General features: G+C 36.9%; 28 protein-coding genes. 26 read left to right on the top strand and 2 right to left on the bottom strand.

Annotated features, from left to right (window positions below; all coding sequences use genetic code 11):
* Nucleotides 1–52: 52 nt before the first annotated feature.
* Genes PKC21_07995 through PKC21_07970 form a run of 6 tightly spaced genes read left to right on the top strand, consistent with a single transcriptional unit; the run spans nucleotide 53 to nucleotide 4,938 of the window.
* Nucleotides 53–1,120 (top strand): PstS family phosphate ABC transporter substrate-binding protein, encoded by a 1,068-nt coding sequence (locus PKC21_07995; protein HMR25279.1) that lies wholly within the window; start codon nucleotides 53–55, stop codon nucleotides 1,118–1,120.
* A 4-nt stretch (nucleotides 1,121–1,124) separates the two neighbouring features.
* A complete protein-coding gene (gene pstC, locus PKC21_07990; GenBank protein HMR25278.1) occupies nucleotides 1,125–2,051 on the top strand; it encodes a phosphate ABC transporter permease subunit PstC in 927 nt (308 codons plus the stop codon).
* A 23-nt stretch (nucleotides 2,052–2,074) separates the two neighbouring features.
* Nucleotides 2,075–2,935, top strand: a complete 861-nt coding sequence (gene pstA / locus PKC21_07985) for a phosphate ABC transporter permease PstA (GenBank protein ID HMR25277.1) — start codon at nucleotides 2,075–2,077, stop codon at nucleotides 2,933–2,935.
* 6 nt (nucleotides 2,936–2,941) lie between these two features.
* Nucleotides 2,942–3,706 (top strand): phosphate ABC transporter ATP-binding protein PstB, encoded by a 765-nt coding sequence (gene pstB, locus PKC21_07980; GenBank protein HMR25276.1) that lies wholly within the window; start codon nucleotides 2,942–2,944, stop codon nucleotides 3,704–3,706.
* Between the two features lie 5 nt (nucleotides 3,707–3,711).
* Nucleotides 3,712–4,383: a phosphate signaling complex protein PhoU gene (phoU, locus tag PKC21_07975; GenBank protein HMR25275.1), complete on the top strand. Its 672-nt coding sequence runs from the start codon at nucleotides 3,712–3,714 to the stop codon at nucleotides 4,381–4,383.
* Between the two features lie 12 nt (nucleotides 4,384–4,395).
* Nucleotides 4,396–4,938 (top strand): NAD(P)H-dependent oxidoreductase, encoded by a 543-nt coding sequence (locus tag PKC21_07970; GenBank protein HMR25274.1) that lies wholly within the window; start codon nucleotides 4,396–4,398, stop codon nucleotides 4,936–4,938.
* A 68-nt stretch (nucleotides 4,939–5,006) separates the two neighbouring features.
* Here PKC21_07970 and PKC21_07965 read toward each other — a convergent pair whose 3' ends face one another.
* Nucleotides 5,007–5,438: an Hsp20/alpha crystallin family protein gene (locus tag PKC21_07965; GenBank protein HMR25273.1), complete on the bottom strand. Its 432-nt coding sequence runs from the start codon at nucleotides 5,436–5,438 to the stop codon at nucleotides 5,007–5,009.
* A 121-nt stretch (nucleotides 5,439–5,559) separates the two neighbouring features.
* Between PKC21_07965 and PKC21_07960 the strand changes: the two genes are divergently transcribed.
* Nucleotides 5,560–7,296 carry a GNAT family N-acyltransferase gene (locus PKC21_07960; protein ID HMR25272.1) on the top strand — a complete coding sequence of 579 codons (1,737 nt, stop codon included), beginning with the start codon at nucleotides 5,560–5,562 and terminating at the stop codon, nucleotides 7,294–7,296.
* Nucleotides 7,297–7,365: 69 nt separating this feature from the next.
* Here PKC21_07960 and PKC21_07955 read toward each other — a convergent pair whose 3' ends face one another.
* The gene (locus tag PKC21_07955) at nucleotides 7,366–7,611 is read right to left on the bottom strand and encodes a hypothetical protein (GenBank protein ID HMR25271.1); all 246 of its coding nucleotides are present in this window, start codon (nucleotides 7,609–7,611) and stop codon (nucleotides 7,366–7,368) included.
* A 13-nt stretch (nucleotides 7,612–7,624) separates the two neighbouring features.
* Between PKC21_07955 and acpS the strand changes: the two genes are divergently transcribed.
* The 19 genes from acpS (at nucleotide 7,625) to PKC21_07860 (ending at nucleotide 22,309) form a co-directional block, all read left to right on the top strand.
* Entirely contained in the window at nucleotides 7,625–8,089 is a 465-nt protein-coding gene (acpS, locus tag PKC21_07950; protein ID HMR25270.1) for a holo-ACP synthase, read from the top strand.
* Nucleotides 8,090–8,974: a YicC family protein gene (locus PKC21_07945; protein ID HMR25269.1), complete on the top strand. Its 885-nt coding sequence runs from the start codon at nucleotides 8,090–8,092 to the stop codon at nucleotides 8,972–8,974.
* The gene (gene gmk, locus PKC21_07940; protein HMR25268.1) at nucleotides 8,967–9,569 is read left to right on the top strand and encodes a guanylate kinase; all 603 of its coding nucleotides are present in this window, start codon (nucleotides 8,967–8,969) and stop codon (nucleotides 9,567–9,569) included. The genes PKC21_07945 and gmk overlap by 8 nt, the downstream gene beginning before the upstream one ends.
* A gap of 86 nt (nucleotides 9,570–9,655) precedes the next feature.
* Nucleotides 9,656–9,871 carry a DNA-directed RNA polymerase subunit omega gene (gene rpoZ / locus PKC21_07935; GenBank protein ID HMR25267.1) on the top strand — a complete coding sequence of 72 codons (216 nt, stop codon included), beginning with the start codon at nucleotides 9,656–9,658 and terminating at the stop codon, nucleotides 9,869–9,871.
* A 121-nt stretch (nucleotides 9,872–9,992) separates the two neighbouring features.
* The gene (locus tag PKC21_07930) at nucleotides 9,993–11,003 is read left to right on the top strand and encodes a hypothetical protein (GenBank protein ID HMR25266.1); all 1,011 of its coding nucleotides are present in this window, start codon (nucleotides 9,993–9,995) and stop codon (nucleotides 11,001–11,003) included.
* Between the two features lie 107 nt (nucleotides 11,004–11,110).
* Nucleotides 11,111–12,220 carry a serine/threonine-protein kinase gene (locus PKC21_07925; protein HMR25265.1) on the top strand — a complete coding sequence of 370 codons (1,110 nt, stop codon included), beginning with the start codon at nucleotides 11,111–11,113 and terminating at the stop codon, nucleotides 12,218–12,220.
* 90 nt (nucleotides 12,221–12,310) lie between these two features.
* The gene (locus PKC21_07920) at nucleotides 12,311–12,712 is read left to right on the top strand and encodes a hypothetical protein (GenBank protein ID HMR25264.1); all 402 of its coding nucleotides are present in this window, start codon (nucleotides 12,311–12,313) and stop codon (nucleotides 12,710–12,712) included.
* A 205-nt stretch (nucleotides 12,713–12,917) separates the two neighbouring features.
* The gene (locus PKC21_07915) at nucleotides 12,918–13,394 is read left to right on the top strand and encodes a hypothetical protein (GenBank protein ID HMR25263.1); all 477 of its coding nucleotides are present in this window, start codon (nucleotides 12,918–12,920) and stop codon (nucleotides 13,392–13,394) included.
* Between the two features lie 19 nt (nucleotides 13,395–13,413).
* Nucleotides 13,414–14,010, top strand: a complete 597-nt coding sequence (locus PKC21_07910) for a hypothetical protein (GenBank protein HMR25262.1) — start codon at nucleotides 13,414–13,416, stop codon at nucleotides 14,008–14,010.
* 63 nt (nucleotides 14,011–14,073) lie between these two features.
* Nucleotides 14,074–15,009 (top strand): metal ABC transporter substrate-binding protein, encoded by a 936-nt coding sequence (locus PKC21_07905; protein HMR25261.1) that lies wholly within the window; start codon nucleotides 14,074–14,076, stop codon nucleotides 15,007–15,009.
* Nucleotides 14,991–15,824: a metal ABC transporter permease gene (locus tag PKC21_07900; GenBank protein ID HMR25260.1), complete on the top strand. Its 834-nt coding sequence runs from the start codon at nucleotides 14,991–14,993 to the stop codon at nucleotides 15,822–15,824. Before PKC21_07905 ends, PKC21_07900 begins: the two co-directional genes overlap by 19 nt.
* A 79-nt stretch (nucleotides 15,825–15,903) precedes the next feature.
* Nucleotides 15,904–16,176, top strand: coding sequence for a hypothetical protein (locus PKC21_07895; protein ID HMR25259.1), 273 nt, complete (start codon nucleotides 15,904–15,906; stop codon nucleotides 16,174–16,176).
* Nucleotides 16,177–16,319: 143 nt separating this feature from the next.
* Nucleotides 16,320–17,558: a hypothetical protein gene (locus tag PKC21_07890; protein ID HMR25258.1), complete on the top strand. Its 1,239-nt coding sequence runs from the start codon at nucleotides 16,320–16,322 to the stop codon at nucleotides 17,556–17,558.
* 13 nt (nucleotides 17,559–17,571) lie between these two features.
* The gene (locus tag PKC21_07885) at nucleotides 17,572–17,904 is read left to right on the top strand and encodes a hypothetical protein (GenBank protein HMR25257.1); all 333 of its coding nucleotides are present in this window, start codon (nucleotides 17,572–17,574) and stop codon (nucleotides 17,902–17,904) included.
* Nucleotides 17,894–18,430, top strand: coding sequence for a hypothetical protein (locus tag PKC21_07880; GenBank protein HMR25256.1), 537 nt, complete (start codon nucleotides 17,894–17,896; stop codon nucleotides 18,428–18,430). Before PKC21_07885 ends, PKC21_07880 begins: the two co-directional genes overlap by 11 nt.
* Nucleotides 18,427–19,143, top strand: a complete 717-nt coding sequence (locus PKC21_07875; GenBank protein HMR25255.1) for a hypothetical protein — start codon at nucleotides 18,427–18,429, stop codon at nucleotides 19,141–19,143. The genes PKC21_07880 and PKC21_07875 overlap by 4 nt, the downstream gene beginning before the upstream one ends.
* A gap of 410 nt (nucleotides 19,144–19,553) precedes the next feature.
* A complete protein-coding gene (locus PKC21_07870; GenBank protein ID HMR25254.1) occupies nucleotides 19,554–20,759 on the top strand; it encodes a hypothetical protein in 1,206 nt (401 codons plus the stop codon).
* A 69-nt stretch (nucleotides 20,760–20,828) separates the two neighbouring features.
* The gene (locus PKC21_07865) at nucleotides 20,829–21,098 is read left to right on the top strand and encodes a hypothetical protein (protein ID HMR25253.1); all 270 of its coding nucleotides are present in this window, start codon (nucleotides 20,829–20,831) and stop codon (nucleotides 21,096–21,098) included.
* On the top strand, nucleotides 21,095–22,309 hold the full coding sequence (locus tag PKC21_07860; GenBank protein HMR25252.1) for a phosphoglycerate kinase: 1,215 nt from the start codon (nucleotides 21,095–21,097) through the stop codon (nucleotides 22,307–22,309). Before PKC21_07865 ends, PKC21_07860 begins: the two co-directional genes overlap by 4 nt.
* Nucleotides 22,310–22,324: the final 15 nt, after the last annotated feature.

Below are 22,324 nucleotides of genomic sequence, written 5' to 3'. Positions count from 1 at the left end.
AAGATCTTAACAAAATCTTAACAAAAATTTGCTAGTGGGGGCGATAGTCGTTATGAATAGGCCAGTTTTTGGAGGATTTATGTTGAATAATATCAAAGGTTTAGTTTTTAATTTAGCGCTTGTTATGGCAGTGGGGCTGTTTTCTGCATGTGATAAAAGCAGTCATAATCAGCATACAGCAGATTCCGGGACACATGAGCATGCCCACGCCCAGTTGGAGGGCAGTGTTAAAGTTGATGGCTCAAGCACAGTGTTTCCTATCACTGAAGCCATGGCAGAAGAGTTTGGTAAAGAAAATCCTAAAGTCCGGGTGACTGTGGGCCTTTCTGGTACCGGTGGGGGGATGAAAAAGTTTATTGAAGGCGTGATTGATATTACGGGTGCTTCGCGCGCTATCAAAGCTTCTGAAATTAAAATGGCAGAGGAAAAAAACCGTAAATTTGTTGAATTACCGGTAGCCTATGATGGTATTGCCGTGGTTGTCAGTCACAAAAACACCTTTGCAAAAGATTTAACGGTTGCCGAGCTTAAATCTATTTGGGAGCCTGAAAGCAAAATTAAGTTGTGGAGCGATGTGCGCAAAGATTGGCCAAAACAAGCCATCAAATTGTATGGACCAGGCGTAGATTCTGGAACCTTTGATTATTTTACCAACAGTATTGTGGGTAAATCTGGCGCCACCCGCCCTGACTTTACGGCCAGTGAAGATGATAATGTTTTGGTTCAAGGTGTGGTTTCAGATGAATATGCTTTGGGTTACTTTGGTTTTGCCTATTGGATGGAAAACGAAGATAAATTGAACCGAGTTGCCATAGATAATGGAAGCGGCCCAATATTGCCCAGTGTAGAAACCATTGAAGATGCCAGTTATGCACCGCTATCAAGGCCAGTTTTTATTTATATCAGTGAAGCATCGTTTGCTAAACAACCAGTGGATGCTTTTGTTAAATTTTATATCCAACATGCCAAAGAACTGGTTCCGCAAGTGGGTTATGTGGCTTTCAAAGAGGAAGTTTATGCCGCTGTTTTACAACGCTGGGAGAACAAAGTTTTAGGTTCAAGTTTTGCCGGGCAATCAGGAAAAAGTATCTTAGAATTGGTGCAAGCTCAAGGCAAGTAAGATTGTGCAAGACAACAGGTTAAATAAACAGCATAAATTTTCTCCAACTGCGGGGAAAAAAAGGACGGAAAATCTGGTTAAAATTTTTCTGTTTGCTTGTGCGCTTGTTTCCATTTTAACCACTGTTGGGATTGTTTGGGTTTTATTTAGCGAAAGTTTACCTTTCTTTGACAAAGTTAGCTTAAAAGAATTCTTCTTAGGTACCCAATGGTATCCTTTATTTGAACCTAAACGTTACGGTATATTGCCTCTGATTGGGGGTACCTTAATGATTGCCATTGGGGCAGCTATTGTGGCTTTACCCATAGGAACCGGCAGTGCCATTTACTTGAGCGAGTATGCTACAGCTAAACAAAGAGCAGTGCTAAAACCTTTTTTAGAGATTTTGGCGGGTATTCCAACCGTGGTTTATGGTTATTTTGCCTTAACGGTGATTACCCCGGTGATTCAGAAAATTTTTCCAAGCACCAATATTTTTAATGCAGCCAGTGGGGCCATTGTGGTTGGGATCATGATTATACCCATGATTGCATCTTTATCGGATGATGCCATGCGCTCGGTGCCAGACAGTTTACGCAATGCCGCCTTTGCATTGGGGGGTACAAAGCTGGATGTGTCTGCTAAAGTGGTATTTCCTTCAGCGTTATCAGGCGTTGTGGCATCATATGTTTTAGCGCTTTCACGTGCAATTGGTGAAACCATGGCCGTAACTTTAGCGGCAGGAGCAACCCCCAAGTTAACCCTTAACCCCTTAGAGAGTATTCAAACCATGACGGCGTATATAGTACAAGTGAGTTTAGGAGATACACCTGCAGGCAGTATATCGTACCAAACTGTTTTTGCAGTGGGGTTGACCTTGTTTTTAATGACCTTTGTTATGAACATTATGGCTCAGAAATTTTTGCATAAATTCAGGGAGCAATACGACTGATGACCAAAAAAAAACGACAGCCGATGCAGTTTTCCAAAAGTATGGCCTCTCGGCAGTTACAAGGACAACTCTTCCAATATTTATGTTTGGCCTGTGTTGCTGTGGGTATTGTCTTATTGATTGTTTTATTGGTGAGTGTAGCCCTGCAAGGCTGGTCCTACATCAACGCCGATTTTTTTAATAATTTTCCATCACGCTTTGCCAAGAAAGCCGGCATTAAATCAGCCTTGTATGGTAGTTTATGGTTGATTGTTCTAACCAGTTTAATTTCTGTACCGGTAGGGGTGGCGTCCAGTATTTATTTAGAAGAATTTGCTAAAAAAAATAAGTTAACTGATTTCATTAGACTCAATATTGCCAACCTAGCTGGGGTACCGTCTATTGTTTATGGCATGTTGGGATTGGTTATTTTTGTCCGTTGGTTTGGCTTGCAAAGAAGCGTAATTTCTGGGGCCTTAACCATGTCCTTGCTTATTTTGCCCACCATTATTATAGCCTCATCAGAGGCCCTAAAAGCAGTTCCTAATTCTATCCGTTATGCTGCTTTGGCTTTAGGGTCTACACGCTGGCAAATGGTACGGGATCATGTTTTACCCGCCAGTATTCCAGGGATGATGACGGGAACTATTTTAGGCCTATCCAGAGCGGTGGGGGAAACGGCTCCATTGATTATGATTGGAGCATTGACTTACGTTGCCTTTGTTCCTAAGAGTATTCATGATCCGTTTGCGGTGTTACCCATTCAAGTGTTTAATTGGGCTTCGCGTCCACAAATAGAGTTTCATTATCTTGCCGCAGCTGGAATCATTGTGTTATTGGTATTTTTATTAACCATGAATGCGCTGGCGATATGGATAAGACATAAATTTGAAAAACGTAAGTAGAAGATGATGGAAGAGAAAAAAAAACAACATATTATTAAAATTAAAGACCTTTCTATTTATTATGGAGATTTTAAGGCGGTCAATCATATTGATTTGGATATAGATGAACACAGTGTAACAGCTATTATTGGGCCCAGTGGCTGTGGTAAAAGTACTTTACTCAGATCACTGAATAGGATGAATGATTTTATTTCATCTGTTCGTTGCGAAGGCGATGTCCATTTTCAAAATGAGTCTATTTTTTCTAAGGCTGTGGATGTGGTTGATTTAAGGAGAAAGATTGGCATGGTATTTCAAAAGCCCAATCCATTTCCAAAATCAATTTACAAAAATGTTGCTTGGGGACCATCCGTCAATGGTTACAAAGGCAATTTGGATGAATGTGTTGAAAGAGCGTTAAAGCGGGCAGCCTTATGGGATGAAGTTAAAGATAAACTTGATCAAAATGGTTTATCTCTTTCTGGTGGTCAACAACAACGTTTGTGTATTGCCAGAGCTTTGGCCATGGAACCAGAAATCATTTTAATGGACGAGCCTTGTTCAGCTTTGGATCCCATTTCTACCAGCAGGGTAGAAGATTTATTGATTGAGTTAAAACAAGATTATACAATTGTTATTGTAACCCACAGCATGCAACAGGCAGCCAGGGTGTCCGATAAAACGGCATTTATGTATCAGGGTGATTTGGTTGAGTATGGAGAAACCAAAAAAATCTTTACACGACCAGATAAAAAGCAAACAGAAGATTATGTGACAGGAAAGTTTGGGTAGAGGCTATGCAAAGACATTTACATAGAGAATTGGATAATATTAAAAAAGATCTTTTATTTATAGGATCTTTGGTCAAAGACAGTGTTGAAAAAGCAATTGTTGCATTCAATGAAAGCAATACTGAACTAGCTGATGAAGTGATTGCTCAAGACAAAAAAATTGATGCTAAAGAAGTGGCCATTGAAGAAGAGTGTTTAAAACTTTTAGCTCTACACCAACCTGTGGCAGAAGATTTGCGGTTTATTACAGCCGTTATGAAAATTAACAATGCCTTAGAGGGTATGGGAGATAGTGCAACCAGTATTTCTAAACGTTGTTTGCATTATGCCAAACGTTCTCCTATTGCTATTCCAGATGAACTCAGTCAAATGTCAGAAAAAACAGTGAATATGATTGAGCAGACTTTAAAAGCATTTTTTCAAAGAGATGATGTGTTGGCTAAAGCTGTGATTAAGTTAGATGATCAAGTGGATGAATTGCAGGCCAATATTTTATCTAAACTTAAAGATATCATGAAAAATGATGCCAATCATATTTCTGTAGCATTGGATGTATTTACCATTACCAGACGTTTAGAAGGTATTGCAGATTTAGCCACCAGTATCTGTGAAGATATTATTTATATGGTCAAAGGTGAGATTGTTAGACATCAGCGTAAAGAAATTGCGTCAGAGTAAGCTTGCTTAATCATGGCTCATATTTTAATTATCAAATCCAGCTTAAACCCAAACAGTAAAAGTGCTAGGTTTGCCGATATTGCGGCAGAGATTATGGATTCTTTTAATGATAAAGGTCAACATAGTTATGAAATTGTAGATTTAAGAAAAGTAAGCTTACCCATGTGTGATGGTGGTCAATGTTTTACAGCGCCTAATTTGGCAAGCTATCAGAAACTTCTTAAAAAAGTGCATGGCGTGTTTATTGCGGCACCTATTTACAACTACGACGTCAATGCTGCTTTGAAAAACTTTATTGAATTAACAGGGCAAGCCTGGAAAGAAAAAGTATTGGCTATGGCTTTTTATGCTGGGGGTGAGCGCAGTTATATGTCAGCCATGTCTTTTATGAACAGCATGATGTTGGACTTTAGATGTTTAATTGTTCCAAATTTTGTTTATGCGTCTGATTATTTTATTCAAAGTGAAGAAGGTAAAAAGCAGATTGAAGAACGTATGGAAAATATCATGAAAAAATTTGTTAGCTTATGCGAATGGAAAAAAGATCAAAAATAACTTATCAATAAAATCAAAAGCTATTTTAATAAAAAGGGGCTGCCATAGCCCCTTTTTTATATTTAAATTCAGTTAACAGGAATGATTTTACTTTGCTCTTTTTCTGCCTTTTCAACAACAATATTAAGTTGACCATCTCTAAACTCAGCACTGACTTTACTGTTATCACTAAGATGCGGTAGCTTAAAGCTGCGTTGAAACTTGCCATAGCGTACTTCATTCATCACGGTGTTGCCTTTGGTTTCTTCTTTGCGTTCACCACTAATCAACAAAGTACCGTCTTTCATTTCAATATTGATGTCATCTTTTTTTACACCAGGCAAATCCATATGAATGGTATAAGATTTATCCTGTTCAGAAATCGAGCTTGTGGGGCTCAAAAAATCTGAAAAGTTTTTTTCCAAACCTCTGAATGTTGAGGGTGAAAAAAAGTTATCAAAAAAGCCATCAATATGTGAAGGTAGGTTAAAAAAATCTCTGTTGTATTTTTGTATGCTCATGCTAAAGCCTCCTTTTTATAGGGTTTATACGAGTAAGCTTACATCTGGAAGTTAGGACCAAGCCAGTAAATGTCAAGTTTTGATTTTGATTATTTTTTGTCACAGAGGTTTGGATGTTGGCATGTCTATGGTAAATGACTTTTATATTATGTTGGCACAGTTGGTAAAAAAAATTTTGGCCTATGATCAAATTGAGGCTGCTTATTTGAAATATGAGCATGCATTAAGTGCTAAAGAATTATTAGAAAAAGTTTTATCTGATTGGCAAATCTCGGTCAGAGAACATAAAAGTACAAAAACGACATATGATCGTTTAAACAAGGTTTTAATTGTTGCAAACCACCCTTTTGGTGGCGTTGAGGGCATGATTTTAACCCGGCAATTTTTAGAGCAAAATGCGGCAATCAAAGTATTGGTCAATCCAATTTTAAAAGTTTTTAAACCATTAAGAGAGAATTTTCTATTTGTTGAACCCTATGAGGATATTGAGTCAAAAAAGTTAAATGTTCAGGCAACCAAGCAGGCGATTCAATGGTTAAAACAAGGTAATGTTTTGGCTATGTTTCCTGCAGGCGAGGTTTCTAGCTACCAGCTCAATAAAAACTGTGTGGTTGATCCAGTTTGGAGCAAAAGTTGTGCGGCATTTGTTGAAAAAGCACAATGTTCAGTTTTACCTGTTTTTTTTCATGGGCAAAACAGCAAGTGGTTTCAAGCCTTGGGTGTTTTGCACCCAAAAATAAGAACCTTGCTCTTAGGCAGAGAGTTGGTCAATAAACAAAAGCAAACAATCCATATGACCTATGGCAATTTGGTTCAGTTTAATAGACTGCCCAAACATTTAAGTAGGGAAGAGTTATCGGATTACTTTAGATTTTTAACCTACAGCATAGCCAAGCAAGGTAAAAAAATAGAGTTGTATAAAGAAGAGCATGAAGAAATAGAACAGTCCTATGACACTTCAGTTTTACAGTCAGATATAGATCGTTTACCTGAGTCAGCCTTGTTATTAAAGTCAAAAAACTTTTCAGTTTATGTCGCAGAGTATGAACAAATACCCAAAATCATGCATGAAATTGCCAAACAAAGAGAAAGATCTTTTAGAAAAGTTGGAGAAGGAACGGGTAAAGCCATTGATACCGATAGCTTTGACCCATATTATAAGCATCTTTTTGTTTGGGATGATGATGCAAAAAAAATTGTGGGGGCATACAGGATTGCACTTAGTGATGAAGTTAAACAGAAAAAACAAAACTTTTATTCACAAACTTTATTTGGTTTTGATCAACGATTTATCAATGAGATTGAGCCGGCTATTGAAATGGGACGATCTTTTGTTAGCTTAGAGTATCAAAAAAGTTTTACGCCTTTATTGTTGTTGTGGAAGGGAATTGGACAGTTTGTAGCCAGATATCCAAAATACACCAAACTTTTTGGTCCGGTGAGCATCAGCGGTGAATTTTCTCCTTTAAGCAAGACAGTTATTAAACAGTATCTTTTAAGGCATTATGGAGAGGAAAGTTTAAAAAAACATGTCCAGGTTAAAGTTCCATTCAATGATGAAATTTTATATGATTATTCCTCTCAAGATATGCTTAAGTTTTTTAATAGTTTAACGGATATTTCCAATTACATTGATTATCAAGAAAAAGAGTTTGCAGGGATACCAGTGTTGATAAAACACTACATTAAGTTGGGAGCAAAGTTTATTGATTTTAATGTAGACCCAGAATTTAACAATGCCTTGGATGCGCTGATATTGGTAGATTTAAAACAGACAGAAGAGAAAAGTTTAAAAAACTACATGGGTGAAGACGGTTACCAGATTTTTAGAAGCTATCATAATTTAAAACAAGATTAAGCTAAGACAAATTTTTTACAAAATCCAAAACTACCCGGTATGGGTAGGTAAAGAAACGTTTTTAAAAAGCTACTTTTTAAAGTGAGTGCCTGGCTTTAATTGAGAGGCAAAGGGTACCAAGGCATTATTATCAATAACACAGTCGTCAGCAATATTGCAGGCATCTTCAATGATTGCATGTTCACCAATACGGACATTTTTCCCAATAAAAACTTTGTGACCAATACGGGTATGTTTACCAATATTTGCATTGATGATGGTACAGTGTGAACCAATAGTAACATGCTCACCCAAGATGACCTGTGTATCTTTCATGTGCTCAGTCATAATGTATTTTGACATAATTGTAAAAGAGAGTGAGGGCAAATTTCACATTAATATTGAATATGATATAAACTTTGACTTGAGTATTGTTGGAATAGGCATAGATATAGAGCGTGTTGATCGCTTTAAAATGCATTTGGATCAAGCCAATGCACGTTTTTTTCAGCGTTTGTTTTCAAGTGCAGAGATTGATTATTGTATGGCAAAAAAACACCCTGAATTGCATTTTACAGCGCGGTTTTGTGCTAAAGAAGCCTTTGTCAAAGCTTGCGCCAATGAAGAAAAATTTAAAATTACAGATATTCAAGTTCAAAAAGACGGTGATAAGCCACATATAGCAATATGGCAAAAAGAAACCTGCAGCAAAGCACTGCTAGACTTTTTTAAATCCAGAACTGTAATGCTTTCATTAAGTCACAGTCAGGATTATGCTTGTGCGCAAGTGATAATACAAAATAAACAAGGATGAATGATGCCCAATAGTATGACAGGATTTGGCAAAGCCAATATTAAAGTGAATGGTTATGAATACTCCTGTGAAGTAAGGTCAGTGAATAGCCGTTACCGTGATATCAAGTGTACATGCCCTAAAGATATGGTTGAATTGGAACATAAGCTAGAAAAAATGATCCAAATGAATTTTTCACGGGGTAAGTTTAGTGTGGTCTTGCAAAGAAACAATATTGCAAAGCAAAAAAAAATTAGTTTTGAAGAAAAAAGCATTATCAGTCATTGGAAAAGCTTAGATGCCATAAGAAAAAAAATGGGTTTAAAAGAGCCTTTAAACATTGAGGCTTTGGTTCATATTGATCGGAGTATTTTTATTAACAAACAGCCATTAAAAAAAGATATTCATCAAGCGGAAAAAAATTATTTAAAAGTGATGCAGAAAGGTCTGGATAGTCTTAAAGAGTCGCGCAAAAGAGAAGGTAAGGGCATTGAAAAAGTCATGCTTCAATTGCAAAACGCTGTAATTAAGCATGTAAAAAAAATTGAGCAGGAATTTAAACGTTTTCAAAAAGGTTTAAGTCAAAAAATAAAAACAAAAATAAGCCAGCTGCCTAAAGACTATGTGCAAGACAATAAGAAATTTGAAAATGATTTGATAGCACTGAAAGATAAAACAGATATAACAGAAGAATTGGATAGGCTTGGTATTCATCTTAAGCACTTAAAAGTTTTGTTGAGTTCTTCTGGTGTGGTAGGACGTGAGATGGATTTTTTGATGCAGGAAATTAATCGCGAAATCAATACCATTGGCTCTAAATCATCAGAAGTTAAAATAAGCAATCAAGTGATTTTGTTAAAAACAGATATGGAAAAATTAAGAGAGCAGGCACAAAATCTTGAGTAATAAGGAAAAAATATCTGTTATTTCTGCGGCATCTGGTGCAGGCAAAACCACAGTAGTCAATCACTTATTGGCTCAAAATGAACGCTTTTCTAGAGTGATTACGCATACCACCAGAGAAAAACGACCCGGTGAAAAAAATGGTGTAGATTATCATTTTGTTAGCAAAGACGAGTTTGAACAGATGATAGCCCAAGATGCCTTTGTTGAATGGGCAAAAGTCTATGACAATTACTATGGTACTTCAAAGCAAGGTATAACAGCTATTGTTGCCCAAGGAAAACATGCTTTATTGGTGATAGAGTGGCAAGGAGCAAAAAACATTAAAAAACTTTATCCAAAAGCCCAGTTTATTTTGATGTTACCGCCATCCATGGATGAGCTCAAAAAAAGAATTTCTGGCCGTGGGGGTGACGCAAAAGACATAGCGCAAAGAATAGATTTGGCTAAGCATGAGATAAGACAGATGCTCTGGTACGATCAGGTAATCATTAATGATGATGTTGAACAATGTATTAAAGACCTAAAACAAGCTTTGGATGATCAAAAAGCATTTTCAATGCACCGGCAAAAAGAACGGGTTCAAAATTTCATATAATTATTAAGGGTTTGTCCTATATTCATAACGGGTAAAAAACAATAAGGCTATTGACAAATGCATAAAAAAGTATAGAAAGACCAGCTATGGCTAGAATTTCAATTGAAGATTGTTTAGAAAAATTACAAAATCGTTTTGCATTGGTGCATTTGGCATCAGAGAGAGCCCGTCAGTTGGCCAGAGGTTCAAACCGCTTAATCATCACTAAAAACAAAGATATCGTCACCTCCTTGCGTGAAATTGCCAGTGGTCGGATTAAGACCAAAAAAGAGCTTGACGAAACAGTCATTGAAAGTGAATAGTTAACATACAAAGCTTATTACGCTACTAACGCTTAATAAGCATCGTTCTCTTAAATCTTTAATGTGGGTATAAATTTTTTTTATTTGACGCGCCCTTTTTTATGATGTATTGCGTTATGCCATGAAAAAAATTATTCAATACATACTCTTAGTGACTATTTTTATTCTAAACACAGTATTTTCTCAACAAAACCAGACCATGTCTGAACGTTCAGAAACAGATATTTTTAAAGGCTTTCATCTGATTTATGGTGATTTAGCTAAAAATAGAATTATTTATCCATCTAGCTCAGGCAACAGTATTGTTGATGCTAGTATTAGAACCTTAGTACAAAACCCCAGTAATTATACAATTAACCATGCTAATGCAGAAGTTTTTATTAATTCAAAAAATGAGCTTGTGGTGACCAATGCAAAGGTGAGTTCTTTATCAGAATGTAGTGGTGAAGACTTTTTGGCTAGATACAATTATGCTCGAGACCATAGAGAACAACCTTGTAGATATGATGAAGAAAATATTGGTTATTTGTGTCAGTTTTCTAATCATGCTTTGGAGCGCGGTAAACCGGTGCAAATGGTTGATTACTATTATGTAAGATTTACCAATCCTCAACTGTATCCTGGTGTTGATATTAAAGAAAAATACCAAGCGTCTGAAGATGTCTTATGGAATTTAGGAATGCCGTGGAGAACAGGCAAAGATATTAAGCTATCTATTGCGGAAATTGTAAGTCATTTACAAGCTTTGATTGATAATGAAAATCAAGTCAGCAAAATTGCATTATTTTCTAAACATGAAAATCTTTCGCACAATGGTGGTATGAAACAAAGAATTTGGTATCATAAAGCCATAACACCAATTTTGAGACAGACCTATGAAAAAAATGATGTACAAACTCCATTGAACCTTCTTCTAAACAGATATGCGGCAGTCAATGTTGAAACCGACAACAATGATCCCAGTGATGAAATGTCCGGCTGTTCAATCCATTACAAAAATACAGGTGATATTATTATATGTGAGTTTGAGCACCAGCAGCTTTCAGGGAGTATTTCTTTTTATAACGGAGGCCCCCTTGAGCGTATCATGCATCGTTATGTGATTCAGATGCCAGCAAAAGCTGACAATTGATTTTTAAATAAATATTATCTTATTTTAAAGTGATTTCTCAGCAGTTAGAAGCGTATCTTTTGAGAAATCACTTGTATAAAACTAAATAAATCCGTAAACTTATAAGCATGGGTAAAAAATTTGGGGCCTATGATGTTGATCGAAAAGTTGCCATTGGTGGTATGGCAGAGATTTATAAAGCCACAGATGTTTCCGGTCAGCCCGTGGCCATTAAAAAAATTCACCCAAGTTTAGCCAGCCAAGAAAAATTTGTGCAGATGTTTTTGGATGAGGTCCGGATTGTTATTCAATTGGATCACCCCAATATTGTTCAACTGATGGATTTTGGTTTGGTTGATGGGGCCTATTATTTTTCCATGGAATGGATGGATGGCAAGGCTCTATCAGCTGTAACCAATGAGCAAAAGCGTTTAAATAAAATGATGCCCATTGACGTGGCTTTGATCATGATGATGGATATTTGTGATGGTCTTTTTTATGCCCATTCTAAAGAGGATCGTTACAAACGACCTTTGAATATCATTCATAGAGATATGAGCCCGCCCAACATATTAGTAAATCTGGGTGGGGTGTTTAAAATTACAGACTTTGGTATAGCCCAAGTTAGGGATAAAAACCTTTTGACCCAGCCGGGTATTATTAGAGGCAAGTTTAGCTACATGTCCCCAGAGCAGTCTTTGGGAAAACCACTGGATCACCGTTCAGATCAATTCAGTATCAATATTATATTTTATGAACTGTTGACCAACCACGCTTTATTTTTGCGTAACAGTGAAATTGAGACCCTGCAAGCGGTCAGAAAATGCGATATTCCGCCCTTAAAGCAATTTAGAAGCAATGTTCCGGCAGAACTAGAGTATGTTATACGTAAAGGTTTAAGTTTAGATAGAAGCAAAAGATTTGCCAATGCTTATGAAATGAAGCAAGCCATTGCCAAAATTTATGAAGAAAATTTCCCCAACAGCAGTAGAGAGAATGTGGTGAATTACTTTAATCAACTGTTTCCAGACATGCATTATACCTTGTCCATGCATTCTATTGAGGAAGATTCGCATTATTTGCGCAAAGCCAAAATTGCGCAAGCCAAAGTCAAGACCGTACGAACACCTGCCTTTAACTTTCAACCGTTTACTCATCCTTTAAGCATGACTTTGCTCATGAGTCTGGGAACCATTATGTTGGTTGAGTTAAGTTTATTTTTATTAAATCGTTTATAACGCAAAAGTATTGCCTTAAAAAATTTGATCATTTTATTAGGCAAGGTTCCATTGACATTTAAAGTCTGTCTATGCTAAACCATTTTCTCGATGCATCATTGGGGAATTCAATACAAAAAAAAAGTTTCACTGTTTGTCTGTGTACTTTTTTTAATCACGCTCCTATCGGCTTCTTTTCATAGCCATGATCATGAAAGTCTTCAGGATGGCAATTGTGATCATCATCATGCAGTTGAATCCCAATTTTTTCAAGCAAGTGACGTTTCTATTGAAAAGTTATCTGAAGATGACTCCTTTGTTGGTCATTCAGATTGTCTTTTGTGTGTATTTTTATCAAATCATTATAATCGAATACCATCAGCACAATTCTTAGGGATTAACTTTTTAGAAAAAACATCAGTATTTATCAACACACATGAAAACAGTTTCCGTAACCGTGTGTGTTTTTTACAGGCACCTAAAAATTCTCCTCCTATTGATCTTATAGGATAAAAATCTTAATTTTTTATTCATCATTGAATAATGGTGAACTAGAAATATTCTTAATCAAATAAAGTAGTTTGAAGCTTCTTACAGCTTTGAAAGCAAAAAAGTTAGTTGTTGAAAAGAGATGATGAAATAACAATGTAAATATTTTTGCTAGATCAATAAGCTATGAAGCCGCATAACATTATAAAAAATAGTGTAGGAGAAATTTATGAAAAAAATAACAGTATGTTTATTGATAGTATTGGCAATACAAAGTATTGGTTTTGCCCAAAGCCCAAATTCAGAAAATATTGAAGCGATAAAACAAGTGGTTTATGAAAAGTACTCTAGTGAATTTGATGCCACAAATTATGATGAATTACAAAAATGGATGATATACGGTCTTGGTGAAAGATCGACGTCAATGAACAATGAACACCGACCAGCAATGGTTTATATTCTAAATGGTAGTGCAATAGTTAAACATTATTATGTGTTTTACGTCGATGGCTTTGGGTATTCAAGTCAGTATTGTGATTGTTGTCATGTTGAAATGCAGACTTCTGGACAAGGGTTGATCGCTCATTGTGAGGCCGCCGTGTGTACAACCCCTCCTTATACTGAAGTGAGCCAATTAACAAAGCTTTTGCCCTTCATTAATAGGAGTGATAGATTAAAGCTTGTTCTCTACCCATCCAGACCATAAATTGAATGAGGGAAGAGCAATGTTAGCATTAAAAAATTTTTTTATAGTGGGCGTTAGTTTAACGCTGGTTCATTGCTCTTCCAATCAGAAGAGTTTAGAAGCAGTTTTTGAAGAAGAAAGCTATGCTCAAGAACTTAGGCGTCTAGAATCAAAAATAGCTCAATTGAATGAACAAATTGAAGATTCACAGCATGAAGTTGATCATGAAGAGGGTGTTGAAGAAAGCGAAGAGCACAGTCATGAACACGGCCATGAAGAAAGTGATGCTTCTCTTACGGAAATAGAAATTTTGAAACTTTTACAAAAACTAAACAATAAGATTATGATTTTAGAACAAAAACTGGCTCAAGGTAAAAGTCAAGCCAATGATGAAGTGATCAAAAGGCAGGTTATGGAAATGGCGCAAAAAACTTTGGCTGAGCATCCAGATGTAGGACAAAACTATATTACCAATCCAAATAATATTGTCATCCAAAAAAATAATGATCAAGCCTGGCAAGTGAAAATACGCTTTAAAATTAATGCTCAAGATCCGGATATATATAATGCTCAGATACTTTGTTTTAATGAAAACAATAGTGTGACATGTAGAGATTTGGAAATTGAAGCGGAATAGTTTTGCATTGTATTGCAGTATGAATACTCAACTTTTTTGAAATAAAATGATAGGTCACTAAGAATGTTAAAAAATTTAAATATAAACAAAGTGTTGATTGGGGTTGCACTGTGTTTGCTCTGCGCTCTTTGTTTTAATACAGCGCAAGCAAAAGTATTGGAAATTGTTACGACAACCAGTACCTTAGAAGCGATTGTAAAAGAAATAACAACAAAGGATCAAGTGACAGCACTGGTTAAAGGTTCACAAGATGCGCATTACATTCAAGCAAAGCCATCGTACATTGCAAAACTAAGAAAAGCAGACCTTCTTATTTCCATAGGCTTGGGTTTGGAAGATGCATGGTTGGATAAAATTGTGACCAGCGCACGCAACCTAGACTTAATGCAGGGCAAAAAAGGCCGTTTGGTGGCGGGTCAATCAGTTACGCCCATTGAGATTCCTCAAGGAAATATCACTCGCGCCATGGGGGATGTTCACCCTGAAGGTAACCCGCATATTCTTCTTGATCCTCTTCGTGTTATTAATGTGGCAAAAGCCATTGAAAAAAAACTCAGTCTGCTCAATCCGCAAAGCAGTCAATACTATCAAAAAAATGTTTTACAATTTGAAAATAAAATTCAATCAAATATGAAACAATGGTTGGCGCAATTATCACTCTTACAAAATAAGTCTGTGATTACCTACCATACAACGCTGAACTATTTTTTGCAGCGTTTTGGTCTTGAGCATGCTGCTTCAATTGAACCAAAACCAGGTATTCCACCTACTGCAAAGCATATTCAGGACTTAATTGCTCAAATAAAACAAAAAAAGATATCCTGTATTTTAATGGAAAGTATTTTTGATCAAACGCCAGCCAATACCATTGCGCAAAAAACCAAAATGCGGGTGGTTAATGTTGCACCTGAGGTTGGGGGGTTGAAAAAACAAAGCAGTTATTTTAGTTGGATGAATGATGTGGTCGGTGCAGCTTCAAATTGTTTACAAGCAATGTGATGGAAGCCCTTAATTTTTTAGCAGCACCCTTGCTGATGTGTTTGATTTTGGTGGGTATCCATTGTTATTTGGGTATTCACGTTCTTGCACGTGGTGTGATATTTGTGGACTTGGCTTTGGCGCAAGTTGCAGCATTAGGGGCTACGGTGCCTTTTTTCTTTTTTCATGAACCGTCATCACTTGTTAAATATTTATTTTCACTTGGCTTTACATTGGGGGCAGCGGCATTTTTAACCTTATCCAATCGTTTTAGGCAAACACTATCACAGGAAGCGGTCATAGGTGTTTTGTTTGCTTTTTGTTCTGCTAGCTTAATTGTTTTGGCCGATCAAATGCCGCATGGTTCAGAACATCTTAAACACAGCATGATTGGTCAATTATTGTGGACGACATGGGCGGATGTTCTCAAAGTTTTTATCATATATTCTGGGGTATCTGGGCTGTATTATATTTTTCGTAAACCACTGTTGGCTAATAGCTTGGGTATAGCATCCCTTTGGAGCATGGATTTTCTCTTTTATGCACTGTTTGCGGTGGTGATCACCAGCTCGGTGCAAGTGGCAGGGATACTCATTGTTTTTTCTTTTTTAATTGTCCCGGCTTTGCTTAGCGCAGTGTTCTTTAAAGATGTCGCCAAACGTTTATGGTTTGGTTGGGGAATAGGGGCAATACTGAGCGTTTTTGGCATGTTTGGTTCATATTATTGGAACTTACCCTCAGGGGCATTTATCGTGGGTGTGTTTACCTGCGTTCCCTTACTATTGATTTTAGTCAAAGCTATTTTTCTCAACAAGGCTAATGCCCAAAGAGAGTGACTTGAATAAACTTAAATTGTATGTTATGTGTTGCGTCATGTTGAAAAGGTTTATACATTGCCTTTTGGTCACAGCTTTCATGCTGCCATTTTTTCATCGGCATGAGCATGTCCATACCTGCCATGATGAAATACAAAGTCATGCATCTTCGATCAATGCAGTAGAGCATGATCACGGTGATGAGTGTGGTTTATGTACTTTTTTGCTAACGTCTAAAAAACCTTTTCAACAAACAGTCAGTTTTTTATCGGAGCCAGAATTTTTTACATTAAGCTGTTTTAATACATCGTTAACTATACAAAGCAGGTTTTACAGTATTGATGGCAACCGATCTCCTCCGCAAAACGTTTAATTGCTTATTTTTCAAGTAGGGCCAAGTCAAGCCTATACTTTTTATTGATTATTTTGAAGACATTCAATTAAAGACCGTGCTCTTTAATGGGTGCTTTTTAAACGTAAAACCCTTGATTTAAAGGTCAGGTGAAGGTTTTTTTCATGAAACATATTTTATTTAAGTCCATGATGGTCCTGTTGTGGTTGTACAGCTTTGACAGTAGAGGACAAACAAGCGTGCAAAATGCGCAGACAAAATACATTGATCTGTCAATCAATGCTTTGTTATCAGTTGGCGGTTCAAGTCTGGATGATGAATCTTTAAGCTTTTTGCAAGCCGGTGGTCATGACCCCAAGCGCAGTGGCTTTAATTTACAGTCTGTAGAAGTTTCTTTAACCGGGGCAGTTGATCATTATTTTACCGCAGAAACACATATCTTATTTGGACTGAGTAAAGAGGGCGAAAGCTTTTTAGAGCTTGAAGAGGCTTTTTTTAAAACCTTGTCCATGCCTGGTGGTTTAGAGTTAAAAGGCGGTCAGTTTTTAACACAAATTGGACGCAGCAACCCTTATCATGTTCATGCCTGGAATTGGCAAGATCAACCCATTATTAATTCCAGAGTTCTGGGTGCAGATGGAATGCGCGGTTTGGGGGCACAGTTAGCGTGGTTACTGCCAGTATCATGGTATTCGCAAGTGTATTTTTCTGCACAAAATGCAACGGGGGCAACCATGATCAGCTTTGCTGGAGCGCAAGAGTCAGCGGTTGGAAGTCAAGATCTGGTGGACAGAGATGTTAATGGTTTGACTGAATTGGTTTTTGCTTTGCGCTGGGTCAACGGCTGGGATTTTTCTGAAACCACAGCATCACGACTAGGGTTTTCATTGTTAACAGGACCCAACAGCGCTGGAGCAAATACATTTACTCAAGTTTATGGGGTGGACTATGTTTTAAAGTGGGTTCCATTGAATGCTAAAAGAGGCTGGCCATTTCTGACTTGGGAAAGCGAATTTTTATTAAGAAATTATCATGTTGATCCAGGTTTGAATCAAAGTAACTTGGGTATGATCGATAGTACGATACTCAATTTTGGCGGCACCTTAAGTGATTGGGGTTACTACTCTCAAGTCTTGTATGGATTCCGTCCGCGTTGGGCCGCAGGTGTTCGATTTGAATATGCAAGTGGCAGTGAGTCTTCTGTAGGATTTAGAGATTTTGATCCATTTAGGGATAACCGGATTCGTGTTTCTCCGATGTTGGCTTTTTATCCCAGTGAGTTTTCCAGAGTAAGATTACAGTACAATTATGACCAGGCTACGCACTTAGAAGAAATGTATGCGCATAGTCTATGGTTGGGAATTGAATTTTTGTTTGGGGCACATCCTGCTCATGATTTTTAAAGAAGGGGAAGCAATGCATAGAATAAAATATTTATTATTAACTCTAATTTTCTTTTTTAACTCTATTGTCAGTGCCAAAGGCATTGATATTTTTGTTCAGTCGGTGAATTTAAGTGTTGAAGATTTGGAAAGCAGACTTCAAACCCGTGATGCAGCATGGATCAAACAACATCTTGTAGGCTCTAATACTGTATATATGCAAGGTAGGATTGTGGTTAACTTACTTTTTCCTGATCAACTCAATTTAAGGTTTTCTTGTCATGGGAATGATCAAAACTATCATTGCGATTTAGCAGAAGACAACAAAGACTTGCTTGGAGCTCTGGAGGCTAAAGATGAGAGCTAAGAACAGTCTCAATAGTATAGTTGCATTGAGTCTTTTGTTGTTGTTTGCTTGCACAGGCATGAAAAGTACAGACTCGCTAGAAGCGGTTCGCGCTGTAAAAGCTTTACGTCAAGATCAAAGTGTTGTGCAGCTCAAAAGTGATGATGGAGATGCAGAAGATCTGCATGTTCACGATCACGAAGATAAAACAAACAATCATAGTGAGGATCATCAACAACATGACTATGATCAAGATGGGCATGACCATGATCATAGCCAAGATCTTAAAAACTTAAGCATTGTTGAAATGGAAACTTGGTATGACAGTGTCACTGATCATCTTGTTGATCAACTGGAAAACAAAGAGCTTAGACAATTGGTTATTTGGCAAGCACAAGAAAAAATTTGGGCAAGAGCTGTATTAACAGACGCCAATCAGATGTTGTTTTTTTCATGTGAGGCGCATCAAGGTGATATTGATTGCCAAGTTGTTGAAAAAAATGAAGTTCCTGACATGCCTGTCTTTGCAAACAAGGAGGATGAATGATGATAAAGTACAAGAGTGTATTTTTTTTAATTGCTATGGTTTTATGCGCAGCGTGTAAGCTCCCTCAAAGCGATGATGTTATTTCCAAGCAACACAGGCAAAGCTATCAATGTGGTTTGGCAATGGCAGGTTTTATGGCATCTTTAAGTATGGATGGAGAACATTTAAGGTTAATCTTAAATGATTTTGAAATAGGTAGCGATGAACCACAAAGTCCTTTTTTGGAGTTTCAAGATTTAATGAAAAACTCAGATTATTTGCTTTTTGAATCAACCGATAACAATGGTGAGCATATCAATCATACTTGGCAATTGCTTGAGATTAAGCAAGAAGGTGGAGCTTTTGTCACGCACGACATTGCAAAAGAAATCCTTGAAAGCAAAAATTTACATGTTGCTCTGGTGAGGATTGCATTTCACTCTGGCAATGGTCAGGCACATGATGAGCAAGATGATCATGAAGACCATAGTCACAATCATGATGACCATGATCACGATCAGGTAGAGGATCATGAGTATGAAGGGGCACACATCAGTTTTGCCGTTTATCAACAACTGCGAGGTCAGAGGAAACCCAGTTGGTGTAAAGTTACGGCACCTGTGCAAATTGAACAAGAGGGCAATGCATACCAAGTCCAAGTTTTAAAATCAGCGCAAGCGCAAGTAGCAGCAGATGCGGATCACGGTCATCCAGGGCACTCACATCAGCATTAGACACAATTAAAACTAAAGTCATCATATGAGTTTTGTGGTTCTGGTCTTATTGTGAAGTTAGTTTTATGTTTATTATAGGGCTATAAAAAATTTAGGATGCATTATTTTTTATAAACACCAAGCTGATTGGACTAAAACCCTCAACCCCTTAATTTTTCACAAAAAACAATTTTCTCTTTTTGTGGATTAACACCTTATTAAATGACTATGATGTAGTTAAAAATTTGATGACAAGTATTTAAAAATAATAAAAATAAGATTGTGCATAGGTGCAGGGCACTATTTACATTGTATATGGCTTGTTAGGGTATGTGTGCTACGTGACTCGCTATCACTAACATATCATATAATTAATTTGTGATTGATAATTTACTTTGAAAGCAAGAAAAAACTGTGGTTGTATCAATCAGATGATCAAAGAAACGTTAAGAGAGCTTAGTCATGAAGAAAGAACAACTCTTATAAATGAGAAGGAACAACATCATCAATCCTATTACAGTGAATGTCGTAAGGCTATCATTGAACAAATTATTTTTATTGTTATATATGTAGGAATATATTTCTTAATAAGACAATTGATGTTGAATTCTGGAGATGAGCTTGCGCAAGGTTTTTTTAATAATCTATTGATACAAGTCGTCTTGATCGGTTTTGCCTTGATGTTACCTGCTTCAGATATCATCAAGGCAATTCAAGAATATAAAAGAGGGATAAATTGGAGTCGCCATCAGTGGGAACCTTTTTTGAAGGTTGAAAAAGTGAAAGAAATAAAACTGGATGTTGAAGCCTTTCGGATTATTTCAGACCGCCATGAAGATGTGGAGTGTTTTTTTCTACAAAGTAAATCAGGCCAAATTTTAGCATTGATTGATTTTAGATGCATGGTTTATAAAGAAGATGTTTCTGAAAATTTAAAAATAGTTTCTGGCGCTAACGATATGATTTTAAGTGTTAGCTGGGAAGGAAAGAAACTGAAAGAGAGCATTAAAAAAAGAAAATTTTTACGTTCGGAACTAAAACCAGAGCAGTTTCAAATTTTTGATACCGATTTAAAACAACTGGATAAAGTACTTAAGGAAAATGCTGATTCTCATAAAGCCATAGATATAAAAGATGATCGGATTGAACGATTACTTGAATTGGGTTTTTTTAAATATGTTGATAACCAAGTTGATCAAGAGTTGTATGATTATTTTAAAGACAATAATTATGAGTTATTTGATGTTGTAGAAAGAGAATTTTTTGCTGAGTATGAACATATAGCTGAAGGTGGAGCTTTTGACTTATTAAAATCAATTCAGCCGCATTTAAAAATTAATGGTGTAAAATTGAAAAAGTTAAGACAAGTTTATGAGCCTGAAAAACATGGGTATCGGATTTATATTGCGGATAAAGAATATATTATGTGGACTGCAGATGAGGCAAAAAATTCTTGGGAGTTTGCATTTACACGCATTGTAGAGTTAATTAATAGCTTATTGCAAGAAGCTGGGTCTAAAGAAAAACTTTTTTACTGGGATGAAGAGGTGCTTTTGTTACTTTCTCAAGATATTGCTGATTACTTAACGGAATGTCAGTTCTTCAAAAAGAAAGATCAGCCAGTACAATTGGTTTAACTTCAAGTCTGGAGTGGTTAAAAGTTTAAATTGCTTGCATTTATGCTGGAGTGACGTTAACACCAAGCCATGACTAAAATATCAGATTCATTGGTGGGTAAGGCTGTGATTGCATGGTTGTGCACGCCATTGCCTACAAGCTATTTTGACAATATGAGAGAACTGCAAGTGCCGGTTGAAAGTATTTCAGGCAAGGTTGTGGTAGAAAAAGAATCAGGTCTGCTTATTGAAATCAATGCTGTAGGCAGTACCTTGATTAATTTGCAAAAAGTACCCCCACAACACATTTTTTTACCCTTTCATAAAATAGATTCTATCCAGCTCAGGGACAAAGCATGATTTCACTTTATCAAGATCACATTACATGCTTAGAAGATATTGATTTGGCTGGAAAACGAGTCTTGTGCCGTATGGATTACAATGTTCCTTTGGATGAAAAGGGTAACATTACAGATGATACGCGAATCCAGGCCAGCTTGCCTACCTTGAATTATCTTTTGGAACAAGGGGCGTATGTAACCCTTATTTCACATTTGGGACGGCCTAAAGGTAAGTTTACTAAAGCGTATTCGTTGCTGCCGGTAGCATCTTATTTATGTGATGTGCTTGATCGCGAAGTGATTTTGGCAGATGATTGCGTGGGCGATGCTGTTAAAAAGATTTTGCATACGCGAGATCAGCAACAATTATTGATGCTGGAAAACTTGCGTTTTCATACCCAAGAGAATGATAACGATACTATTTTTGCTCAGGGTTTAAAAGCCAACCATGATGTTTTTGTCAACGATGCCTTTGGTGTTTGTCATCGAGCGGATGCCAGTGTAGATGCTTTGCCACGTTTGTTTAAAGATAGTCAGAAATGTATTGGTAAATTAATTGAACAAGAAATTAAGGCTTTAGAACCATTGCTAAAAGATGCGCCCAAACCTTTTGCATTGATCATGGGTGGAGCTAAGGTTTCTGATAAAATTAAAGTTTTAGAAAGCTTGCTTAAAAAAGTGGATTATTTATTTTTGGGAGGAGCCATGGTGTTTACTTTTCTCAAAGCAGAAGGAAAAAGCGTGGGTTTATCCAGATTTGAAGCGGATAAAGTGGACTATGCTAAAAAATTATTACAAATGGCCAGAGATCGTAAGGTAAGAGTTTGTTTTCCAAAGGATTATCAGGTTGCAAGCAGTATGGATGCCATTGATCAAGCTTATGTGACTAAAAATGACAGAATTGATGATGATGTCATGGCTTTGGATATTGGACCTAAAACCTTAGACTATTTTTCTGGGCAGTTGCAAGATTGTCAAACAGTGTTCTGGAACGGTCCTATGGGCTGGTTTGAACAAGAGCCCTTTGATGCTGGCAGTATAGGCTTAGCCAAAGAGCTGGCCAATTTAGATGCCAATTGTATCATTGGCGGGGGTGATTCTGCGGCGGCCGTGGTTAAGTCTGGTTATGCCCAAAAAATGGCACATATTTCAACCGGTGGCGGCGCAACTTTAAGTTTCTTAGAAGGTAAGCGTTTGCCAGGTTTAAGTAGTATGGTTGTAAAAAAGTAGGAAGCGGGTCATCAT

It is taken from the genome of Oligoflexia bacterium (assembly GCA_035326705.1).
In the GTDB taxonomy this organism is placed as follows: Bacteria; Bdellovibrionota_G; JALEGL01; order JALEGL01; family JALEGL01; genus JALEGL01.
The sequence above is the reverse complement of the archived record's forward strand: the minus strand, read 5'-3'. Positions and strand labels throughout refer to the sequence as shown.

Coding starts and splice junctions, on each gene's coding strand:
- PKC21_07995 (HMR25279.1), top strand. CDS start 53: ATGAATAGGCCAGTTTTTGGAGGATTTATGTTGAATAATATCAAAGGT.
- pstA (HMR25277.1), top strand. CDS start 2,075: ATGCAGTTTTCCAAAAGTATGGCCTCTCGGCAGTTACAAGGACAACTC.
- pstB (HMR25276.1), top strand. CDS start 2,942: ATGGAAGAGAAAAAAAAACAACATATTATTAAAATTAAAGACCTTTCT.
- phoU (HMR25275.1), top strand. CDS start 3,712: ATGCAAAGACATTTACATAGAGAATTGGATAATATTAAAAAAGATCTT.
- PKC21_07970 (HMR25274.1), top strand. CDS start 4,396: ATGGCTCATATTTTAATTATCAAATCCAGCTTAAACCCAAACAGTAAA.
- PKC21_07965 (HMR25273.1), bottom strand. CDS start 5,438: ATGAGCATACAAAAATACAACAGAGATTTTTTTAACCTACCTTCACAT.
- PKC21_07960 (HMR25272.1), top strand. CDS start 5,560: ATGTCTATGGTAAATGACTTTTATATTATGTTGGCACAGTTGGTAAAA.
- PKC21_07955 (HMR25271.1), bottom strand. CDS start 7,611: ATGAAAGATACACAGGTCATCTTGGGTGAGCATGTTACTATTGGTTCA.
- acpS (HMR25270.1), top strand. CDS start 7,625: ATGTATTTTGACATAATTGTAAAAGAGAGTGAGGGCAAATTTCACATT.
- PKC21_07945 (HMR25269.1), top strand. CDS start 8,090: ATGATGCCCAATAGTATGACAGGATTTGGCAAAGCCAATATTAAAGTG.
- rpoZ (HMR25267.1), top strand. CDS start 9,656: ATGGCTAGAATTTCAATTGAAGATTGTTTAGAAAAATTACAAAATCGT.
- PKC21_07930 (HMR25266.1), top strand. CDS start 9,993: ATGAAAAAAATTATTCAATACATACTCTTAGTGACTATTTTTATTCTA.
- PKC21_07925 (HMR25265.1), top strand. CDS start 11,111: ATGGGTAAAAAATTTGGGGCCTATGATGTTGATCGAAAAGTTGCCATT.
- PKC21_07920 (HMR25264.1), top strand. CDS start 12,311: ATGCATCATTGGGGAATTCAATACAAAAAAAAAGTTTCACTGTTTGTC.
- PKC21_07915 (HMR25263.1), top strand. CDS start 12,918: ATGAAAAAAATAACAGTATGTTTATTGATAGTATTGGCAATACAAAGT.
- PKC21_07910 (HMR25262.1), top strand. CDS start 13,414: ATGTTAGCATTAAAAAATTTTTTTATAGTGGGCGTTAGTTTAACGCTG.
- PKC21_07905 (HMR25261.1), top strand. CDS start 14,074: ATGTTAAAAAATTTAAATATAAACAAAGTGTTGATTGGGGTTGCACTG.
- PKC21_07895 (HMR25259.1), top strand. CDS start 15,904: ATGCTGCCATTTTTTCATCGGCATGAGCATGTCCATACCTGCCATGAT.
- PKC21_07890 (HMR25258.1), top strand. CDS start 16,320: ATGAAACATATTTTATTTAAGTCCATGATGGTCCTGTTGTGGTTGTAC.
- PKC21_07885 (HMR25257.1), top strand. CDS start 17,572: ATGCATAGAATAAAATATTTATTATTAACTCTAATTTTCTTTTTTAAC.
- PKC21_07880 (HMR25256.1), top strand. CDS start 17,894: ATGAGAGCTAAGAACAGTCTCAATAGTATAGTTGCATTGAGTCTTTTG.
- PKC21_07875 (HMR25255.1), top strand. CDS start 18,427: ATGATGATAAAGTACAAGAGTGTATTTTTTTTAATTGCTATGGTTTTA.
- PKC21_07870 (HMR25254.1), top strand. CDS start 19,554: ATGATCAAAGAAACGTTAAGAGAGCTTAGTCATGAAGAAAGAACAACT.
- PKC21_07865 (HMR25253.1), top strand. CDS start 20,829: ATGACTAAAATATCAGATTCATTGGTGGGTAAGGCTGTGATTGCATGG.
- PKC21_07860 (HMR25252.1), top strand. CDS start 21,095: ATGATTTCACTTTATCAAGATCACATTACATGCTTAGAAGATATTGAT.